Below are 14,429 nucleotides of genomic sequence, written 5' to 3'. Positions count from 1 at the left end.
GGCAAATCCGTGCGCCCACCCCATTCCCTCACAGGACGGCACGCCTCTTGCGAGCCTCGCTTGTGAGGCGAGTGGAGCGTGCCATGCTTGGACGGCATCTTTTGGGGTATATGCCCGTACAGTTTTCCCAGGCCCTTGTGGGCTTTGGCGGGGTTGCCGTCTTCACGCGCATATTGTCGGCAGACGAATACGGCCAGTACGCCCTGGCCCTCGCTGCCCTCTCCCTGACCCATATCGTGACGTTCACCTGGCTCGAGGCCGCCGTCGCACGCTTTCATGCCCGGGCTGACCGCCGGGGCCGTATGCGCGAACATCTCGCCACGGCCTATGCGCTCTATGGCGCGATCGCGCTCGGTTCGGCGATCGTCCTCCTCGGCGGCGTGCAGTTGCTGCCGCTCGACACGGCCATGAAGACGGCGCTGAGCTTCGCCATTATCTCCCTTTTGCTGCGCGCGGGGCTCCAGATCGGGTTGGAGACGCATCGCGCCGGTGGCGAAGTCGGCCGTTATTCGGCGCTGGAAGCCGGCTATCTCCTTGTCGGTTTCATGACCGGTGTGGGGATCATTCTCGCCACCGATCTCGGCGCGGCCGGGATTTTCGCCGGCACAGCCGTCGCCGCCGCGGTCATGCTGGTCTTCGACCTGCCGGTCATGCTGCGCCGGACGGCACGGGGCCGCCGCCAGCCGGTTCGCGCGAAAGCCTATGCCCGCTACGGCATGCCGGTTTCCATGTCGCTGATCTTCGAACACCTGCTTTCTGTCGGCGACCGTTTCCTGATCGCGGCCTTCCTGGGACAGGGCGCAGTCGGCATGTATGCCGCCGGCTACGGTCTCGCCGACCGCCTGCTCGACGTGATCTTCATCTGGTTCGGCGCCGCGGTCTGGCCGCTGACCATCAAGGCGCTTGAGCGCGAGGGTCCGGATGCCGCCAAGGCTGTGGCCGGCCGCGCTGCGGGCCTGATCGGCCTGATCTGCTTCCCGGCCGCTGCCGGTCTTGCCCTGGTGGCCGAGCCGCTGACCCAGATCGTGATCGGCGAAAGCGTGCGCGCGGAAGCGGCGGGCATCCTCCCCTGGATCGCCCTGTCCGGTCTGATGAACGGCATGATGACCTATTATTTCCACGAGGCCTTCACGCTGAAACGCCGGACCGGCGCCATGGCGGCGATCATGTTCGGCGCTGCACTTGTCAATCTGGGCCTCAACCTCGTCTTTCTGCCGCTCTTCGGCATTCAGGGCGCGGCCATCGCGACCGTCCTCGCCTATGCCGGTTCGCTGATCGTCTGCGCCATTCTGGGCCGCAAGCATTTCGCCCTGCCCCTGCCCTGGACCGAATGGATCAAGGCCGGCGCGGCGACCGCCATCATGGCCGCAGCCGTGTTTACCGTGCCGGACTTCGCCAATCCCTGGATCCTGCTCGGCTCACAGGCCCTCACCGGGATCATGGTTTACGGGATTTCAGCATATTTGCTGGATATTGCCGGATGCCGGCAGTGGGTGAGCGACGCCCGCTCTCTCCTCAAGCCGGCGGAGGTCCAGGCATGAATGCGGTCGTCAACAACCCGGTGCGCACGTTCGCCAATACAGCGAGCGAAACTGCCACCGATGTCCGCATCTCGGTCCTCATCCCTTTCTACAAGGACGATCCGAGGCCGCTGATCGAAGCGCTCGACCGCATCAATGCGGGCGAACCGGATCTGGAAATCCTGCTTCACGATGATGGCGAGCCCGATGCGGATCTGAATGCGCAGATCGCAGCTGCCCTGTCCGATATCGCCTCGCCGGGCCGCCTGCTGACCTCGCTGCGCAATCGCGGTCGCGCCGCAGGCCGGAATCTGCTGGCAGAACAGGCCCGCGGACGCTGGCTGCTCTATCTCGACGCCGACATGCTGCCGGGCGATGCGAACTTCCTCGAGCGCTACCGCACCCTGATCGCGGAAGAGCGTTGCGACGCCGCGTTCGGCGGGTACGAAACGCTCTGGCCGGACGCGCCGGAACTTCAGCTTCACGCCGCGCTCTCGCGCGTCAGCGACCAGAATGATGCGGCCAGCCGTAATGCGATCGGGCCGAGCGCCTTCTGCGCCAGCAATGTCCTCGTTCGGGCCGGCGTCATGCGGGCGATCCGCTATGACGAGGGCTTCGCAGGCTGGGGCTGGGAGGATGTCGACTGGGCCGTTCGTGCCGCCCGCGGCTACAAGCTCGTCCATGTCGACAATCCGGCCGGCCATGCGGGCCTGCAGAATGCCGAGACCCTGCTCGAGAAATTCCGCGACGGCGCGGTGAATTATCGGCGCCTGCTCGACAAGCATCGCGAACTGGGACGCCTGCCCGGCGCGCGTGTGGCCCGCATATTGCGTCGCATTCCCGGCCAGTCCGCCTTGCGCGGTCTCTGGGCGATGTTGACGCGGCAGGCCCGCCTGCCGATGAAGCTGCGCACGACGGCCCTCAAGCTGTGGCGCGCCAGCTGGACTGCGGAGGCGCTGCAATGACCCTGCCCTATCTGCCCGGATCCGGACTGATCTCCCGCTTCAATCGCCGCTGGGCGCGCTTCGCAGCCCGGGCGCCCATGCGCGTCGATCTCGACCACGCCATCGTCACCTTCACCTTCGACGATTTTCCCAAATCCGCCGCCACTACGGGCGCCGAAGCCCTCGAGCGGCGCGGCTGGACCGGGACCTACTACGCCTCCGCGGCCTTCGCCGGCGGCGAGACGCATCACGGCGAAATGTTCGACATGGGCGATATCGTGCGGCTGACGGCAGCAGGGCATGAGATCGGCTGTCACACCTATGGCCATCTCGATGCGTCGTCCGTGCAGACGTCCGAGTTGATGACTGATGTCATGCGCAATGCCCGCGCCCTGGAGGCCATGGGGCTCGACCAGGACATTACGAGTTTCGCGTTCGCTTACGGCGAAGCAACGCCGGCGGCGAAGCGCGCGCTGGGCGAACGCTTCGCCACGCTGCGCGGCATCCAGGCCGACATCAATCGCGGCGAATGCGACCGCCACCTGCTCAAATCCGTTCCCGTCGACGGCGGCGAGGCCGGTATCGACCGGGCTGTCGAGGCAGCCCAGAGCCTGCCCCGTCACCCGGGCTGGCTGATCTATTACGCGCACGACATCCAGGACGCGCCCACGCAATGGGGCTGTACGCCGGACCAGTTCGAACGGGTCTGCCGCGCGGTCGAGGAGAGCGGCGCACGCGTCATGACCATGGCGGAAGCGACACTGATGCTGGAGGTGGAAGCATGAGCATCTCCGTCATCCTGCCGACCTACAAGCGCCCGCACGGGCTGCGCGATGCGGTTCAGAGCCTGATCGCCCAGACGTGCCAGCCCGACGAAATCGTCATCGTGGACAACTCGCCCGATGGCGACGCGGAAGGCATGTCCCGCACGGCACGGGCCGTCGCGCGTTGCAAGGTCGTCTATGTGCACGAACCGCGACCGGGCGTATCGAATGCGCGCAATGCGGGCTTCGCCGCGGCGAGCGGGCGCTATATCGCCTTCCTGGACGATGACGAAGTGGCTTCACCCGGCTGGCTGGATGCGCTGCTCACGACGGCCGAAACGCTCGGAGCTCCGGTGGTTTTCGGCCCCCTGCGCGGCGATGCGGCCGGTGTGGACGGACTGCGCGGCGACCTCGCCCGTCGTCTCTATTCCCGTGTCGGTCCTGACGAAGACCGCTGGCTGGACGAGCCCTATGGCTGCGGCAATTCCCTGGTCGACCGGAAAGCCTTCTCCCTGCCCGAAGCGCCCTTCGACCCACGCATGAATACCTGCGGCGGCGAGGATGATCTCTTCTTCGCCCTGCTCGCCCGCCAGGGTGCGCGCTTTGCCTGGTCTGCCCGTGCCCATGCGATCGAAACCGTGGACGGCGATCGCAACCGGCTGAAATACCTGCTCGCACGCAGCTTCGCCTTCGGTCAGGGCGCGACCCAGAATTGCCGCCACGCCGAGCCTGTTCGATGGAGTGGGGTCGCTTTCTGGATGGCCGTCGGCCTCGTTCAGATGGGCGTGTTCGCCCCCCTCGCAGGCCTCGCCACGCTGCTGCATGCTTCCCAGGCCGCGACGCTCGTCGACAAGGCCGTTCAGGGTGCGGGCAAACTGTTCTGGACCGATCTCTTCGTGCCGCGCTTCTATGGCAGCGGCGATGCCGTCCCGGACCAGCCGTCCTAGCCGGACGCCTGCGGCTCGCGCCGCTGGCCGAGCTTGGCGGACACGGCGACGAGCAGGGTCCAGCTCATTGCATTTTGCTGCAGCAGGTTACTCTCCGAGATGGAGACGAGTCCGACCATCGCGGCGAAGGGCAGAACCCAATAGGTCTCCGGACCACGGAACAGTCGCGCGAGACTGCGCACCAGCAGACGCAGATAGATCAAGGCCATGAGCGCGACGCCGGGCACGCCGAGCGCCAGCGCAATCTCGAGCCAGCCATTATGCGCCGTCGGGACGGGCCAGGCCGTAGCCTCGCGCACCCAGAAGACAGGCCCTTCATCGACCACCCAGAACGCCTTGTAGCCATAGCCCGTCCAGGGCTCGTCGGCGATTGCGCCGACCAGAACGGCCCAGATGTCCGTCCGTCCCGTCAGCGTGGCGTCGCGTCCGAGTGCCTCGAGCGCTTCGACCGGTGCGATCAGCAGGACCAGACCGGCGAGCAGCGCTCCGGTCAGGCCGAGAAACAGCATCAGCGCCGCGAAGCCGAAGCCGCGGCGGCACAGCGCGATGCCGATAACGCCGCCGGTTCCCAGCGTCAGTGACAACAGCGCGGTCTTGGAGGTCGAGAGCAGGACGAGCGCGCTGCACAGCACGGCGAGCCCCATCCAGATCCAGCGGCGCTTCGGATCCGCATTGAGTGCCGCATAACCGCTAACCGCGCCCCAGGCCATGAAGGCGCCCAGTGCGTTCTTTTCGAACCAGCCCCCCTTCCAGGCGCCGGCATGGACGCCGTGGTCGATCCCGATGGAGGGCACGAAAAGCGCCATGAAGGTGCTGCTGACCGCAAGCAGGCCGAAGGTCGTGGCGATCAGCCCGATCAGCGCCCGCCAGGACCATCGCGAGGCCAGCCAGAAGCCGAACAGGGTCGTCATGATCAGCGCGAAGGAGCGGCGCAAAGTCGTGTCCGGATCGATCGACCAGGTCACCGACAGCAGCGTCAGTCCGACGAGGCCGAGCATCAGCCAGTTCCCGGCCAGCGTTCGCAACATGGCCCCGGGGCGCGCAACGGCCATGACCATCGTCGCCCCATAGACCGGCAACCAGATCAGACGAAGTATCTTGGAGTCCTCGGCCCCGGCCGCATCGGCGAAAAGCGGTCCGATCAGCGCCTGGGAAAAGAGGAAGAGACACGCGACGACAAGCCCGCCTTCAAGAACCCCCGCAAAACGAAGGGGCGGTGCCTGTCGCCAGGCCGTGATAAAGGCCGGCTCACGGGCCGCAGCGAGGCTCATGCCGCGCTCCGTGCACCATTCCAGCGATTGACGATCACGCCGGCCACCACGCCGCCGCGCGCCTCGATCGCCTGACGGCGTGCCTCGAAACCGGCGCTCTGGCTGGAGCGGCCGTCCGCAACGAGGATGACACCATCCATATCGCCGGACAGCGCCAGTGGCGCCCGCGTATCGCCGGGCGCGTCCACGACTGCGAAATCGATGGAGCGGCGAACCGCGTCCCAGTAATCCGGAGCCGGCCGCATGATGACCCGCGGCTCGGTGCCCGGCTCGGCCTGGAGCTCGGTCACGAAAAGATTGCGAACGACGGATTCCCGGGCAACCACGCGGGCGCGGCCCTTGCCGGACTGGATGGACCAGAACGGCTCGCGTCCGAAGCCGGCATTATAGGCTTGTCCACGCACACGCGTGGCGGCGGCCTGCGGATTACCCGTGAACTCGAGATCGAACAGCCAGACGCCCCGCTCCGACCGCTTGGCGGCCAGACGCGCCAGCTCGCGAGCGACCGTGGAAGCACCCGCGCCGGGTCCCGCGCCCATGACCATGAGCGTACGCCCTTCCCCGCCCGGCCGGGCAATCGGCTCGAGCTGGTCGATCAGCTGGGACAGATCGGCAGTGAGATTCATCGGAGGGTCCGCACGCAACTCTACTTGAACAGAAACCCAATCCTGCCAGACGTGTAGTTAACGTTGCGCTTACGCGGAGCGGTCGGGAATGCGCGCCAGAACGGGCAGGTCTTCCCAGGGTTCGCGGGCCACAGCCTCGACCGGTTCAGCCGCGTACCGACGCCCTACCGGACCGGGGCCGTCACGACGCGCGACGGGCACCGGCATGACGCTCTGGCGAACATAGGTCCGCCAATATCCCCGCAGCAGGCCGAGGAAGAGCGCGACACCGCCCGCAAGCACGAAAGATGCAATAAAGCCGAGCTTTTTCATGGAACTGCCGTCGAGCGGCGGCGAGGCCCTGTCGATCAGACGCACGGCATCGGCCGCGCCCAGACCGGGCACGCGGCGCGCCGAAGCGGAGGATTCAAGCGCCGCGATCGAGGCGGCGGTCTGTTCGGCCGCAGCGAGGTCCTGGGCGATCCGGGTATATTCCGGCTCCAGGGCCCGCAGGCGCGCGATTTCGGTCCGGCTCTCCTGCAGCTGACGTTCCAGCGATGCTGCAAGCGAAGCCTGCGAGCGGGCATTGGCTTCGCGCGTCGCCAGTTCGGATTCGAGGCTCTGGCGAACCGGATTCACGCCCGTTCGCCGCTGCCCCTGGCCCTCGGTTGCCCCGGAGGCGATAAAGTCCTGGATCGCCTCGATCTCGCGATCGATGGCAAGCACGGCCGGTGCGCCCGGCTGATAGCGAGCCAGAAGGCTGGCGCGTTCGGCGCGGCGGTCGAGCAGGAGGCCGGCCACGCCGTTCTCGACATAAAGCTCGATGTTTTCCGGAATTTGCTGCAGCCGGGCGCGAAGTGCGGCAGCGCCAGCCATGGCGGCATCGCGCTCGGCTTCGGCAGAGTTCACGCGCTCGGTCAGGTTCCGGACGAGGTTTTCCGTCGTCTGCTGTTCGTTCTCGAAGTCGGACAGGTCGTTCGCGATCAGAAAGGTGTCCAGTTCGCCCTGGGCTGCGGCCAGCGCCTCATTGGCCTGGGCTCGGCGGACGGTCAGACCGCTGACGCCCGTCTCGACCAGAACCTGTTCGCGATAGGACAGATAGGCATCGACGATGGCGTTCAGCACCAGCGCCGCGCGCTCGGGATCGTCGGCTTCGAAGCGCACATTGAGCGTCGTGGAGTTCGGTGCGCGCGACAGCGAGAATCCGCCCCGCAGCGTACGCAATGCAGCGGTTTGCGCATTGCCCTCGACCGGCCGTCCGAGAATAGCTTCCGCGCCGAGCGTTTCGAGCGCCAGACGCCGTACGGAGTCGGAGCTGAGAAGCTGGCTTTCCGACTGCAGCACCTGATCGAGCATGAAGGCGCCGCCAAGGCCGGCGGCGGCCGGCGTCGGGTCCTCGTCGAGCAGCACGATCAGCCGCGACTCGGCTTCGTAGCTCGGCTTCAGCTGGGTCAGCGAAAGCGTCGCGCCGACGGCGAAAATCGCCGCGAAAACCAGAATGATGAAAAAGCGCTCGGACCAGGCAAGCGCGATCACGTCGAACAGGTCCAGCTCACGATTTTCACCGTAGCCGGTCCCGCTCGATCGTCCATCGGACTGACCGGGAATATGCGACGCGCGTGTCATGCCTGCATAAAAGCCGATCCGCGCTTAATTTTTCCTTATCCATGAAGGGGTGAAATTCAGCCCGAAACACGAATCCGAGGGAAGTCTCATGCGGACCATTCGAACCGGCATCTGTGCTGCCGCCCTGCTCGCCGCCGCCGGCTGCGCCGGCCATGGCCGTGACACGGCACCGGAAGCCGCCTGGGGCCAGCCCCGTTTCGCGGCCTGGCAGGAGACGGATCCGGAATACCGCTTCTATCCGGGCGACTCGATCGAAGTCACGGTGCACTCCGCTCCGGAGCTTTCCCGCACGGTCCCGATCGGACCGGACGGGCGCGTCAGCCTGCCTCTGCTGCCGAACATCATGGTCGCCGCGCGCACCGATCACGAGATCGCCAACGTCATTGCGGACGCCTATGCGCGGGACGTGCTCGTATCGCCCATCGTGGAGGTTCGCCGCGGCGAGCTGGCTGCCCAGAACATCATCGTCGGCGGCGAGGTCAATTCGCCGGGCCTGATCGAGATGAGCGGTCCGGTCGGAGCGCTCGAGGCGGTCATGCTGGCGGGCGGTTTCCGCGACACGGCGGCACGCGGCGATGTCGTCGTTCTGCGCCGCTCGCCGGGCGGCGAACTGATGATGCGGACGGTCAATCTGCGCGACGCCCTGCGCGGGCGGAGCGGTGCAGATGGGATCCAGATCCGCCGTCACGACATCATTTTCGTGCCGCGCTCGACGGTGGCGGAGATCAATGTCTTCGTGGATCAGTACGTGACCGGCATTATCCCGCTCGACCAGGCCTTCTCCTACGCCATCGCGGACGCCATCACCAATAACTGACGCCCGCCGCGTCCTTTCACGCAAAAGAAAAGCCCGCCACGCCTGCGCTCGACGAAACGAGCGGGCATGCGAGCCTGATGGCGCCGTCCGAAGCGGCGCGCCGGTCCGGCCGCCGGCGAGTGCTTCCACTCGCCAGCCTTGCGGACGGCAAAGCGCAGATTACCCTTCAAGGGCCTGCTTGTCTGTTTGCCGGTTAGTGGCGGGTCGAGAGCCACTCGCGTGCGGCGCGTTGCGCGGCCGCGACCTGGGAACCCGACATCTGGTCGGAGATTTCCTGGCGATAGTATTTCGCCGGCTCCGACCCCATCAGGGCTGCGAGGTTGAACCACTTGTGGGCTTCGACATAGTCGATTTCGCCGCCCTGACCAGTGGAATACAGGATACCGAGTTTGCACAGATCCTCTCCCGTCGGATCTGCAAACACCGCTTGATGGGCCTGGGCCGTTTCTACGTCCGTGAAAGCCATTGTCTTCCCTTTACTCTACACTTTGGCGAATGCGGCATTTTGCCTGTCATTCGCACCACCATCCTGTCCGAATGCCCTTCGAACGAGATCGATCCTGAGCAAAGAGGATTGCATTAAGGTTAAGGAGAATCAGGAATAATACGCCTTAAGTATTTAAATCCGTTAGATTTTCCTACCAAGACATAAACGCGACACGGCCGCGTCCAGATAGCTTAGGCGGCTGGCGTCGCGGATCTGGCGCGGCGTCGCGAGCCGGATAACCGTCAGCAGGAGAACGATGATTGCCGACAAACCCGCGAGCGACAGACCCTTGCGAACATGCGGATCCGGACCGGGTAGCGACACCGCTTCGGGCGCTTCCAGAACGGTAAAGGCGTCGCGCCCGGTCAGCTCGACGAGCGCGAGTAGCGCCGGGCCCGCCACGCGCGCCGTCTGATGCATGGCTGCGGCATCGCCGACCGTACCGATCGCGGGCATGACGCGAATGGCGGTAATCGCCGATGTTTCGCGCCGTACCATGGCGATCTCGCGAAGCAGTTCGGAGACGGCAACAGCGTCCGGGTGTGTTCTCAGATCGATCGCGGCATGCATGGCCAGCCGGGCGCGCCCGGGATTGGCGAAGGCCAGCCCCATATCCTCCGGGCTGTCTGCAAGCCACGCATCGAGGAGGGATGGAGGGATCAAGGCAGGCAGCCGGGCGGTGAGCTCTGCCTCGAGCGCCGGCGTCAGGCGCCCGGCCTGTCGGGCGGCCTGCAGGACTTCTGCGCCGGATTGTGACAGGGAGGCCGGGAGCTGCAGCCGGACCAGGCCGGCCTCCAGCGCTGCCAATGCATAGCGAACATCATCCGGCGCCTCGCGCGGAATGATCGGTTCGGCGCAGGCCGCAATACCGGCCCCGCCCCGCGCGCAGGCCTGCATGACGAGATGCCGGACGCCGCCATAGAGGCGCGTATCGCGCGCACCATCCGCGACCAGGCCCGACAGGCTGCGCATTTCGAATTGCCCGCGATGATCGCCGCGGAAGAACATCTCCGCGCTGGCATGAGCCACGGACCATTGGAAGAGCGAGACGGATTGACGCTGAACGACGGCCAGATCGGCAAAGGCGAGTTGCGGCGGCTGGAGGTCCACGTCTTCCCCGCGCGCCAGCTCCGCCGCAAAGGCATCCTGCAGCGCATGGCGGCGCTCCCAGTCCGGACCGGCGCGCAGACGCGCATCGAGCGCCGCCGGGCCGGCGGGCCCCGCCAAAGTCTCCAGCGCCAGCCGCTCGCGGCCGACCAGATCGGGCCCCAGTGCCGCCCAGGAACGGAAACGGTCGATATCCGGCCGGCGACGGCGATCGCCGTCGAGGGCGGCCACCATCTGCGCATTCCAGAACCGGCGCGCATCGGCGCCAAGCGGAAGGTGCGGTCGAATGACCGTGCCCAGCCGCTCGTTCCTGTCCGGCTGCGGATCGGACACGGCGGCGATCCCGCCGGCGGCCGAGAGCCATTGCGCCCCGAACCACGCCAGGGCGGCGAGCGAGGCCAGCATCCAGGCCGGTTGCAATCCCTTGAAGAAGAAACGCCAGACGAGCCAGAGCGCGACGCCCGGAATAGATGCCTCCCAGGGCGACTGGGTTTCATCGCGCCAACGGGCGACGGCAGCACGGCGCCGGGCCTCCGCCATGGTCAGCCCCGCACGCCGGAACGCATCCGCGTCCGGTGTCGGCTTTGCAGCCGGACTGGCATTGGCAGCCTCCGACATGACATTCCCCCTGTCCCCGGTGCGAGTTTCACGGTTTCAGCCCCGGCTTGCAACCATGTGCACGTGTCGGGCGAGCACTGCGGCCCGCGCCGTGCGTGCGACGTCACGACGCTTGGCAGGACAGCCGCAAATCACTATCCCACCTGCAAGACCAGAACACAGGTATCCCATGTCCGACCAAGACGCCCTCACCCGCTTTCCTCCCGTCTCGATGACGCTTCTCGAAACGGACAAGGACGGCTTCGCCCGCGAGCTCGGCAAGAGCTTCCGCGAATACGGCTTTGCCGCCATTTCCGATCACGGCCTCGACGATGCCCTGATTGCGAAGGCCTATGAAAAGGCGGCCGCGTTCTTCGCCCTGCCGGAAGCGGTGAAGATGAAATACTTCATCGAGGGCGGCGGCGGTGCACGCGGCTATACGCCTTTCGGAAAGGAGATCGCCAAGGGTGCATCCCATGTCGACCTGAAGGAATTCTGGCATGTCGGTCGCGATCTGCCTGCGGGCCACAAGTACGAAGCCGACATGGCGCCGAATGTAGTCCCCGCCGAAGTCGAGGACTGGCACAGCGTCGTACACGGCCTCTACAACGCCTTCGATGCCATGGGCGCTGAGATCCTGCGCGCGATCGCGCTCGATCTCGGGCTCGAGGAGACCTTCTTCGACGACACGGTGAAGGACGGCAATTCGGTGATGCGCCTGCTGCATTACCCGCCGGTGACCGGAGATCCGGGCGGTTCGATCCGCGCGGAGGCACATGGCGACATCAACACCATCACACTGCTGCTGGGCGCCGAGGAACCGGGCTTGCAGGTAAAGACACGCGATGGCGAGTGGGTCGACATGAACCCGCCGCCGGGATGTCTGGTGGTGAATATGGGCGACATGCTGGCGCGCTCGACCAATGACGTCCTGCCCTCGACGCAGCACCGCGTCATCAATCCCGCCGGCGCCCGGACCGGCCATTCGCGCTACTCCATGCCCTTCTTCCTGCACTACCGGCCGGACTACATGATCGAGACCCTGCCGGGCTGCGCCGGCCCGGACAATCCCGACAAATATCCCGAGCCTATCCGCGCCAATGATTACCTCAATCAGCGCCTGCGCGAGATCGGCCTGCTCTAGCCTGCGGGGCGGTCGCCGGTGTTCTCCCAAAAAGAGGGGCGCGCTCGGGTGAGAGCCCGCCCCCAGGGCGACTTTAAGGCGCTGACGATCAGGTCGGCTGTGCCCCCGCCCGATCTTACAGCGCGGCCAATATCCTGTAGTTGCGTTACAATACCTTTAATGCCAAGCGCGATTCATTTTTAAGTCCCGCAAGGCATTCCGGACTGCCACGACAGCGCTCGGCGTCCCGGTCGCGTGATCGCCCTCACACGCACATTCGCGTCTCCCGGCGCAGGATGGCGCCAAGGGGAGATCCAACATGACCACACTCGAATGCCGGCTGCTGCACGCGGCCATCGCCTGCTATGCCATCAAGGACGGCAAGCTCGACCAGAACAATCCCGACCTGGTGGCCCTCGGCCTTGCGGCCCCGACTGCCTATTCCGTCTTCGTGAACGGGCTTGAATCGATCAATGCCGGTTTCGTCGCCGAGACCTCGGACGACTGGGTCGTCCTCGCGCTTCGCGGCACGCTCCCGCCCTTCAAGGGCGACCTCGCAGCCTGGATTCTCGACTGGCTTCAGGATTTCGAACTCGGCCCCACGGACTGGATGGTCGAGGGCAAGCCTTTCGGACGTGTCGAGACCGGCTTTGCCAATGCGCTGGACTCGGTCTGGCCGCAGATCGAGCGCATCCTCGGCGGGATCGATATGAGCGGGAAGAAGGGAATTCTCGTCACCGGCCACTCAAAGGGCGCAGCGATGACTTTCCTCGCCGCCTCGCGTCTCAAATCCGCGGCCCCGGAGCGGCTGGTCGAGGTCTGCTGCTTTGCTGCGCCGATGACCTGCGACGCGACGTTTCAGGCCAGATACGACGCGCTCGGCCTGCGACCTTTCACCGTGCGCTACCAGAACCGCTACGACATCATTCCCTATCTGCCCTGGTGGCCGGCCCTGCTGCTCGCCGCCAATGCGGAGCGGATGTCCGGCAAGGCGCAGACGCTGCGCCTGACCCGCGACGTGTGGCCGGAAACCGGCGATCCGGAGAGCGACAATCTCTACAAGCCGATCGGGATCCTGCGCTATCTGGCGGACAAGTGCGTCGTCGAATACGGCGAACAGGGCGCGGACGATGCCTGGTCGGCACTGAAATACGCGCTCGAGCATCTCGAATTCGAAACCATCGCCGAGGCCCATTCCGCAGCCGGACGCTATCTGACCTGCGTTTGCGACGGATGCGACAGCTCCGGCGACTGAACCGGCCCGAGCGGCGCCCGGTCAGGCTTTCGGCATGTTTTTCACATGCAGGTCGACCTGCGGGAACGGGAACTCGATCCCGTTCTCGTGGAAGGCCTTCCAGATCGCGATGAAAACGTCGCTGCGGACATTGGACAGGCCGTTCTGCGGATCGGCGATCCAGAAACGCAGGTCGAAATTCACCGAACTGTCGCCGTACTCCATGAGATTGCAGACCGGCTCGCGCGCATCGACGACGCGATCCACCGTCTTCGCTGCTTCGATGGCGATCGTCTGCACGCGCTCAAGGTCCACCGTGTCGTAGGACACGCCGAAGGGCGCGTGCATGCGCACGACCCGGTCTGATTTCGACCAGTTGATCACGCCATTGGCGATGAAATTCTCGTTCGGGATCAGGTGCTCGGTCCCGTCGCGCGTGCGCATGGAGACGTAACGCGACTGCATACCCGTCACCCAGCCGAAGGTGCCGTCCACCTCGAGCGCGTCGCCTGGCTTGATCGACTTGTCCGCCAGCAGAGTGAAACCCGCGGCGAAATTCGAGACGGTCTTCTGCAGGCCGAGGCCGACACCGATACCCACGGCACCGGAGAAGATGGCCAGCGTGGCGAGATTGAATCCGGTCAGCTGCAGCGCGATCAGCAGCGCTACCACCGGCAGGACCACGCCGAGTATCTTGGAGATCAGCGCCCGCAGCGCCGGCGAGAGTTCGTCCGCCCGTTCCAGCTGGGCGTTGATTGCCCGCCCGCCCAGCGAGGCGAGCCAGAAGAGCGCGCCGAAATAGATCAGCGTGCGCAGGATATCGAACAGGGAGAGATCGACCGGCTGCCCGGCCTCGGTCTCGCCCAGCGGAATGGCCAGCGCCTGCAGCTGCATGACGACATCGTCGAGCAGACCGAATACGTCCAGCGCCGCGATCGGCCAGGCCGTGTAGAACGCCACCTTGGACCAGAAGCGCGAGCGGATGATCAGCGTCACGGCCCGGATCACGATCCAGGCGGTCAGCAGGCTCATCGCCGCATCGACGAGATGATAGGGCCGCTCGAACGAGCCCAGCCCCACCCTCACCAGCGCCATCACCGCCAGCAGGGCCAGCGGCGTCGCCAACGAGACCGCCGCTCCCAGCAGACGGCGCGCCACACCGGCAGGCAGCCGTGGTGCCAGGTGCTGGTCGACGATCTTGCGAAGACGCGGCCCGAAAATCAGTGCCGGAACGAAGGCCGCCAGGATCAGGCCGAGCTGGAGCGCTACATCGATATTGAGAAGGGTCTGGATAAGCCAGTCGAAAGCTTCGCGCACCCGCGCCTCGGCCACCTCGATAGGCAGCAATTCGTCGAGTGCGCTGTCATCCTGCGGCGTCATGATCGCT

The 14,429-nt window shown here is 65.8% G+C and carries 13 protein-coding genes; 7 read left to right on the top strand and 6 right to left on the bottom strand.

All coding sequences use genetic code 11. The annotated features are described in order from the left end of the window. The first annotated feature begins 83 nt into the window (after nt 1-83). The 4 genes from AC13HB_RS03240 to AC13HB_RS03225 are packed head-to-tail and all read left to right on the top strand — an operon-like array spanning nt 84 to nt 4,175. Nucleotides 84-1,541, top strand: a complete 1,458-nt coding sequence (locus tag AC13HB_RS03240; RefSeq protein ID WP_482948284.1) for an oligosaccharide flippase family protein — start codon at nt 84-86, stop codon at nt 1,539-1,541. Beyond that, the gene (locus AC13HB_RS03235) at nt 1,538-2,485 is read left to right on the top strand and encodes a glycosyltransferase family 2 protein (RefSeq protein WP_482948283.1); all 948 of its coding nucleotides are present in this window, start codon (nt 1,538-1,540) and stop codon (nt 2,483-2,485) included. Before AC13HB_RS03240 ends, AC13HB_RS03235 begins: the two co-directional genes overlap by 4 nt. Beyond that, nucleotides 2,482-3,249: a polysaccharide deacetylase family protein gene (locus AC13HB_RS03230; protein WP_482948282.1), complete on the top strand. Its 768-nt coding sequence runs from the start codon at nt 2,482-2,484 to the stop codon at nt 3,247-3,249. Before AC13HB_RS03235 ends, AC13HB_RS03230 begins: the two co-directional genes overlap by 4 nt. Next, nucleotides 3,246-4,175, top strand: a complete 930-nt coding sequence (locus tag AC13HB_RS03225; protein ID WP_482948281.1) for a glycosyltransferase family 2 protein — start codon at nt 3,246-3,248, stop codon at nt 4,173-4,175. The genes AC13HB_RS03230 and AC13HB_RS03225 overlap by 4 nt, the downstream gene beginning before the upstream one ends. On the opposite strand, the gene AC13HB_RS03220 is transcribed toward AC13HB_RS03225, so the two are convergent. The 3 genes from AC13HB_RS03220 to AC13HB_RS03210 form a co-directional block, all read right to left on the bottom strand. Next, the gene (locus AC13HB_RS03220; RefSeq protein ID WP_482948280.1) at nt 4,172-5,446 is read right to left on the bottom strand and encodes an O-antigen ligase family protein; all 1,275 of its coding nucleotides are present in this window, start codon (nt 5,444-5,446) and stop codon (nt 4,172-4,174) included. The two genes, AC13HB_RS03225 and AC13HB_RS03220, sit on opposite strands and share 4 nt — an antisense overlap. After that, nucleotides 5,443-6,072, bottom strand: a complete 630-nt coding sequence (locus AC13HB_RS03215) for a P-loop NTPase family protein (RefSeq protein ID WP_482948279.1) — start codon at nt 6,070-6,072, stop codon at nt 5,443-5,445. The genes AC13HB_RS03220 and AC13HB_RS03215 overlap by 4 nt, the downstream gene beginning before the upstream one ends. A gap of 69 nt (nt 6,073-6,141) precedes the next feature. After that, nucleotides 6,142-7,677 (bottom strand): GumC family protein, encoded by a 1,536-nt coding sequence (locus AC13HB_RS03210; protein ID WP_482948278.1) that lies wholly within the window; start codon nt 7,675-7,677, stop codon nt 6,142-6,144. 88 nt (nt 7,678-7,765) lie between these two features. Here AC13HB_RS03210 and AC13HB_RS03205 point away from each other — a divergent pair, with 88 nt between their 5' ends. Beyond that, a complete protein-coding gene (locus AC13HB_RS03205; protein WP_482948277.1) occupies nt 7,766-8,494 on the top strand; it encodes a polysaccharide biosynthesis/export family protein in 729 nt (242 codons plus the stop codon). Nucleotides 8,495-8,687: 193 nt separating this feature from the next. Here the strand turns inward: AC13HB_RS03205 and AC13HB_RS03200 are convergent, their stop codons facing one another. Continuing rightward, nucleotides 8,688-8,960 (bottom strand): hypothetical protein, encoded by a 273-nt coding sequence (locus tag AC13HB_RS03200; protein ID WP_482948276.1) that lies wholly within the window; start codon nt 8,958-8,960, stop codon nt 8,688-8,690. 162 nt (nt 8,961-9,122) lie between these two features. After that, entirely contained in the window at nt 9,123-10,706 is a 1,584-nt protein-coding gene (locus AC13HB_RS03195; protein ID WP_482948275.1) for a hypothetical protein, read from the bottom strand. Between the two features lie 169 nt (nt 10,707-10,875). Here AC13HB_RS03195 and AC13HB_RS03190 point away from each other — a divergent pair, with 169 nt between their 5' ends. After that, a complete protein-coding gene (locus AC13HB_RS03190) occupies nt 10,876-11,829 on the top strand; it encodes an isopenicillin N synthase family dioxygenase (protein ID WP_482948274.1) in 954 nt (317 codons plus the stop codon). A gap of 298 nt (nt 11,830-12,127) precedes the next feature. Then, nucleotides 12,128-13,063 (top strand): lipase family protein, encoded by a 936-nt coding sequence (locus AC13HB_RS03185; protein WP_482948273.1) that lies wholly within the window; start codon nt 12,128-12,130, stop codon nt 13,061-13,063. A gap of 21 nt (nt 13,064-13,084) precedes the next feature. Here the strand turns inward: AC13HB_RS03185 and AC13HB_RS03180 are convergent, their stop codons facing one another. Beyond that, on the bottom strand, nt 13,085-14,422 hold the full coding sequence (locus tag AC13HB_RS03180; protein ID WP_482948272.1) for a mechanosensitive ion channel family protein: 1,338 nt from the start codon (nt 14,420-14,422) through the stop codon (nt 13,085-13,087). Nucleotides 14,423-14,429: the final 7 nt, after the last annotated feature.

Source organism: Maricaulis sp. B-26 (assembly GCF_056857855.1).
The sequence above is the reverse complement of the archived record's forward strand: the minus strand, read 5'-3'. Positions and strand labels throughout refer to the sequence as shown.

Excerpts from the sequence above, each read along its gene's own strand:
- AC13HB_RS03205 (WP_482948277.1), top strand. The coding sequence starts at position 7,766 with ATGCGGACCATTCGAACCGGCATCTGTGCTGCCGCCCTGCTCGCCGCC.
- AC13HB_RS03220 (WP_482948280.1), bottom strand. The coding sequence starts at position 5,446 with ATGAGCCTCGCTGCGGCCCGTGAGCCGGCCTTTATCACGGCCTGGCGA.
- AC13HB_RS03195 (WP_482948275.1), bottom strand. The coding sequence starts at position 10,706 with ATGTCGGAGGCTGCCAATGCCAGTCCGGCTGCAAAGCCGACACCGGAC.
- AC13HB_RS03225 (WP_482948281.1), top strand. The coding sequence starts at position 3,246 with ATGAGCATCTCCGTCATCCTGCCGACCTACAAGCGCCCGCACGGGCTG.
- AC13HB_RS03200 (WP_482948276.1), bottom strand. The coding sequence starts at position 8,960 with ATGGCTTTCACGGACGTAGAAACGGCCCAGGCCCATCAAGCGGTGTTT.
- AC13HB_RS03190 (WP_482948274.1), top strand. The coding sequence starts at position 10,876 with ATGTCCGACCAAGACGCCCTCACCCGCTTTCCTCCCGTCTCGATGACG.
- AC13HB_RS03180 (WP_482948272.1), bottom strand. The coding sequence starts at position 14,422 with ATGACGCCGCAGGATGACAGCGCACTCGACGAATTGCTGCCTATCGAG.
- AC13HB_RS03230 (WP_482948282.1), top strand. The coding sequence starts at position 2,482 with ATGACCCTGCCCTATCTGCCCGGATCCGGACTGATCTCCCGCTTCAAT.
- AC13HB_RS03185 (WP_482948273.1), top strand. The coding sequence starts at position 12,128 with ATGACCACACTCGAATGCCGGCTGCTGCACGCGGCCATCGCCTGCTAT.
- AC13HB_RS03240 (WP_482948284.1), top strand. The coding sequence starts at position 84 with ATGCTTGGACGGCATCTTTTGGGGTATATGCCCGTACAGTTTTCCCAG.
- AC13HB_RS03210 (WP_482948278.1), bottom strand. The coding sequence starts at position 7,677 with ATGACACGCGCGTCGCATATTCCCGGTCAGTCCGATGGACGATCGAGC.
- AC13HB_RS03235 (WP_482948283.1), top strand. The coding sequence starts at position 1,538 with ATGAATGCGGTCGTCAACAACCCGGTGCGCACGTTCGCCAATACAGCG.
- AC13HB_RS03215 (WP_482948279.1), bottom strand. The coding sequence starts at position 6,072 with ATGAATCTCACTGCCGATCTGTCCCAGCTGATCGACCAGCTCGAGCCG.